The organism is Vicinamibacterales bacterium, assembly GCA_036504215.1.
In the GTDB taxonomy this organism is placed as follows: Bacteria; Acidobacteriota; Vicinamibacteria; order Vicinamibacterales; family Fen-181; genus FEN-299.
On the sequence record DASXVO010000034.1, the window covers coordinates 1 to 4,229 of the forward strand.

At 65.5% G+C, this 4,229-nt stretch carries 5 protein-coding genes; 1 reads left to right on the forward strand and 4 read right to left on the reverse strand.

The genetic code is table 11. The features are described from left to right. Window positions 1–355: 355 nt before the first annotated feature. The 3 genes from VGK32_08640 to VGK32_08650 all read right to left on the reverse strand — a co-directional run bounded on the left by VGK32_08640 (window position 356) and on the right by VGK32_08650 (window position 3,124). A complete protein-coding gene (locus VGK32_08640; GenBank protein ID HEY3381821.1) occupies window positions 356–1,351 on the reverse strand; it encodes a hypothetical protein in 996 nt (331 codons plus the stop codon). A 249-nt stretch (window positions 1,352–1,600) separates the two neighbouring features. Next, window positions 1,601–2,176: a hypothetical protein gene (locus VGK32_08645; protein HEY3381822.1), complete on the reverse strand. Its 576-nt coding sequence runs from the start codon at window positions 2,174–2,176 to the stop codon at window positions 1,601–1,603. A gap of 153 nt (window positions 2,177–2,329) precedes the next feature. Next, window positions 2,330–3,124 (reverse strand): hypothetical protein, encoded by a 795-nt coding sequence (locus VGK32_08650; GenBank protein ID HEY3381823.1) that lies wholly within the window; start codon window positions 3,122–3,124, stop codon window positions 2,330–2,332. Between the two features lie 179 nt (window positions 3,125–3,303). Between VGK32_08650 and VGK32_08655 the strand changes: the two genes are divergently transcribed. Next, on the forward strand, window positions 3,304–3,690 hold the full coding sequence (locus VGK32_08655) for a VOC family protein (protein HEY3381824.1): 387 nt from the start codon (window positions 3,304–3,306) through the stop codon (window positions 3,688–3,690). A gap of 26 nt (window positions 3,691–3,716) precedes the next feature. On the opposite strand, the gene VGK32_08660 is transcribed toward VGK32_08655, so the two are convergent. Then, window positions 3,717–4,229, reverse strand: a 513-nt coding sequence (locus VGK32_08660; protein HEY3381825.1) for an ATP-binding cassette domain-containing protein, incomplete at its 5' end; no start/stop codon positions are given.

The following is a 4,229-nucleotide window of genomic DNA, read 5'->3' on the forward strand; positions in this document are numbered from 1 at the left end:
AACCCGGCGGACACCCCGAGGGCGAAGCCGAGTGCGAGCCAGAGGGCGCGCACCGCGACAGCGGCGCCACGTCCGGAGCGGCGGTGTACCGAGGGGGCGTCCGGACGGCCGTTCGACGGCGCGGCGCTGCCGCCGTTCGCATTCCGATCGCGCACCAGGGGATCGATGTCAGGCATGGGGGAGGATCGGCTCTCCGGTCCGTGGCCTTGAGCGGAACGACGGAGCGGCACCCGGACGTGTGAGAGACGCTAGTTGACATAATCGGCATTATCGGCGCCGTGAGCATGAGGAGCTCGCCGCTTCTGCCAGCCTTCTGGTCGAGCAGACACGTCCATCTCCGCTCTGGATGGGACGGTCAGTTGACGAGAGCGGTTCGCACGGAGCCTAGAGCCCAATGGTCCGGACGGGTCGCTACGAATGCGGGATGTGATTGGAGAAGAAGTCGCAAGTCGGGTTCCGCGGGTGCATTTGACCCGAGCCTGTCGCTTAGGGCTGTAACCGTCACGTCCGGATTGCGCGCCAGAACTGCGGCCACTTGTGCCTCGATTCTCGGATATGGGTCGACCGGGACAACGGATGTAGCCGCGAGCTTCAGGCCCGCCTCGGTGTCTCGCATAGCTGCGGCCCCGATCGCGTCCGCCAGTGTGGCAGCGGCGTGCCTGACCAGCCGCCGGCGCGCAGGATCCCGTACCACGACCGCGACCACAGCCGCGGTTACGACAATCCCACTGAGGGCAATGAGAGAAGGCTTTACTCGCAACCGACCGGCTGCGCCCTTTACGGCGCCGGTTGCCACGACAAGTGTGAGATTTGCGCCCATCGCGGCACCAACGGTCGCCTCTCGGAAATGGGTGAGGATGGCCACGATCTCGAGGACCTCGCGGTAGGCGGCACGGTCGGCAGGCGCATAACCTGGGCGGCGCAGATGTCTGTCGTGAGAGTAGACCGAGCTTGGGGCAACCAAGCGGGCGAGCTGGGCGTGCTGGATGTCATCGGCGTCATTCACGTCCTCGATGAGGGGCGCCCACGCTGCGTCAAGCCGAGTCGGGAGAGTGACGACGCGGGCTCGGGGCAAGTACTCCTTCTCGATGACTTCACGGAGGGAGTCCTCGTCAACACTGCGTCCCCTGGCGGCCTTGGGATACATCCACCCGAGCTCGACATAGGCCTGTTCGGACATGAGGGCCACCAAGATCCCAGCGTCAATGGCCGCCAGAACTTCGGAGCGCCCGCGACCGGGCCCGGCCAGGGTGTCGCACGCGTCCCCCAGGAGTGCGTCAGTGTCCCAGATGAAGACCTCGCTGGCGCGGTGGTTTGGGACCGCACTCATCCATTCGGTGAGCACAACCATTGGCCAAGGCTACGTCGCTGCACTGACAGGGGTGATGTTCAGGGCTGTGGATCGTCGGTCTCTTCGTCGCGCCTTCGACGGTCTTGGTTAAGGGCGAAGCCTCGTGCGTGAGGACTCCTCGCCAGCGCCGGAGGGTGTTCCCGACTTTCCCAAGGTCGCCGAAGGCGGCGGAGTGTGTGGGGCCTCTCTCTGTTCTCGAGCACGTGCAGGTCGTCCCCCGGGAGGATGGAAGCGGTGGCCGGGGATGCCCTAACGCTCGGCTCCAGTGTGATCAGTCTGGTCCTGCCAGGGCGCGGTCCACGCTTCCCGCTCGTAGAGTCGCCACAAGGGAGTCGTGAGTGTCTCGAACCACTCCGGATCGTAGGTGTCCTTAAGCCGGATTCCCATGATGTGCTCGCCCGTGATGCCCGTGTCTGGATAGCCCATGTCGCGCCTAGCCGCGAGCACAAACTCGACGTACATTCGGATCATCACGGGCGCGGGCGCTGCGCGGTAGGTGCATTGCATGAAGCGCTCGAAATAGATAACCGCTTCGTCGCTGCCATATATCGTAACCCATGCACCGAATTTGCTCAGGTCTTCCCTGAACTTGCGCTCATCGGCCATGATCGTCGCAGACTCGTTGGGATCGAGCATCCGTCTGAGCAGCTCGATCATTGGCTCGTACACCTTTACCTTTCGATCGGCAATCCGGTTCTCGAGGTCACGGACGGCCGCGGCCGACTGTTCAGAAGTGCGTGCCGAAGATGCCGAACGCGCTGCCACCACGGCTGCGATAATTGCAGCTGAGGCGGGGATGGCAGCGCCGAATATCGCTGGCCACATGTTCGCTCCTTTGCGAATCGGGCTAACGGTGCGATGGTGCACGAAACATGGCCAGAAGTGGCCATGTCGCGAATTGAATGAGCGTGAGGACGTGCCGAGCAAACATCGAGGCCGACCTGCTGAAGCATAATTGAGGACGACGGTAGAAAGCACCTATCGGTAGATGGCCAGAATCTCTAGCATGAGCGCTGGACCGTGGAGATACTCGTCCTCCTTCTCGGGTGGCGGGGCCTGACGTTCCAATGCACGACGCTGGGCTCGGGGAAGGATGCTCATCCCGGGAAACGTCAGGAAGGGCTTCCACTGTCCTTCGGAAAGTACACGCGTCACTTTGCCCACGACGCGCGCACGACCTTCCAGCCGGTCTAGGTTCGGGGCGCGGCGAAGTTGGCCAGCCACACGCCAGTCCGTCGCTTCATCTTCACCCGCGACCAAGGTCTCGACCTGCATGCTCTCAAGCAGTCCCGCCATCGCGCCCATTTCCGCATCAGCAGGAAGTCCGCTTGTGTCGAGGCCGAACGCGTGGGCATTTGGTAATAGCCCCCGCATCATCCTCAAGGCATCGAGGGCGCCGCCCGCGCGCGCAAGCATACGCACCACGTCAGGCACGTATACGTCGCACTCCCACGACACCATTGCCCCAATGCCGATGCCTGCGAGGTCTGCGTCTGCGTCCATGATGTCTAGCCATCCAAGGGCGTCAGGATTCGCCGCCGCCGCCGCGAGTAGCCGCGCGAAGCGCGCAGCAGGCGTGTCCTGGACGACTCGTTCGTCTTCGTTTTCGCGCGCTCGGGCACCTTTGCCGCCGACGACCTTTAGATCGAGGCCCGCCTCAGCCGAGCCACTCACAGACACGCGAGATGTCGCACTTGAGATAAGGCCCCCCTCTATCGCACCGACGTACTGGTCGAGAGCCTCTTCGTCGAGATACACCAATTGGGTCAGCATGCTCTGAGACTACGAGGGCCACGCGCGAGACGGGGCTGTTTGGTGGCAAGGGAGCGACTGGCAGTGGACGGGGTCCTAGTCGTTCGTCACGACGCGATCGTTCAGTTCGCGGTGCGCCGTCTGCTTCGTCAGCCAACGCCGACAAGCGGCGTGCGCCGGCACCTGGGCAGGATGGCGTCATGACAAGCTGCATCGCCACGAGCGTCATCGACGCGCACCGACCGGAGGTCGTCGCGCAGTTCTGGTGCGACGTCCTCGGGTGGTGGGTCGTCGAGGCCGAGCCCGGCATCGTCAGCATCGGCCCGTCGGACGGCTCGTGGCCGACGATCGACGTCATCGCCGTCCCGGAGTCGAAGTCCGTCAAGAACAGGCTGCACCTCGACCTCCGGGCCGACGGCACGACGACGGCGCAGGAGCTCGAGCGTCTGCTGGCCCTGGGCGCGCGCCGCACCGACGTCGGTCAGGGCCCGGACGCGTCGTGGGTCGTGCTGTCCGACCCCGAGGGCAACGAGTTCTGCCTGCTGTCCCGCACGGTGGCCGAGGCGTCGGCGGGCCCGGTGTCCTGAGCCGCCAGCGTTCGAACAACTGTTCGTCAGGAGACGTACGCCGCGAGGTGCTCGCCCGTCAGAGTCGACCGCGCGGCGACGAGGTCGGCGGGCGTCCCCTCGAAGACGACCCGGCCGCCGTCGTGGCCGGCCCCGGGGCCGAGGTCGATGATCCAGTCGGCGTGGGCCATCACCGCGAGGTTGTGCTCGACGACGATCACCGACTTGCCGGAGTCGACCAGCCGGTCGAGCAGGCCGAGCAGCTGGTCGACGTCGGCCAGGTGCAGCCCGGTCGTCGGCTCGTCGAGCACGTAGGTGCCGCCCTTCTCCCCCAGGTGCGTCGCCAGCTTGAGCCGCTGGCGCTCGCCACCCGAGAGGGTCGTCAGCGGCTGGCCGATCGTCAGGTAGCCCAGGCCGACGTCGGACAGGCGCGCCAGGATGCCGTGCGCCGCCGGCACCTTCGCCTCGTGGGCGAAGAACGCCTCCGCCTCGGCCACCGGCAGCGCCAGCACCTGGGCGATGTCCTTCCCGCCCAGGTGGTAGTCGAGGACCTCGGCCTG

Coding starts and splice junctions, on each gene's coding strand:
- VGK32_08640 (HEY3381821.1), bottom strand. CDS start 1,351: ATGGTTGTGCTCACCGAATGGATGAGTGCGGTCCCAAACCACCGCGCC.
- VGK32_08655 (HEY3381824.1), top strand. CDS start 3,304: ATGACAAGCTGCATCGCCACGAGCGTCATCGACGCGCACCGACCGGAG.
- VGK32_08650 (HEY3381823.1), bottom strand. CDS start 3,124: ATGCTGACCCAATTGGTGTATCTCGACGAAGAGGCTCTCGACCAGTAC.
- VGK32_08645 (HEY3381822.1), bottom strand. CDS start 2,176: ATGTGGCCAGCGATATTCGGCGCTGCCATCCCCGCCTCAGCTGCAATT.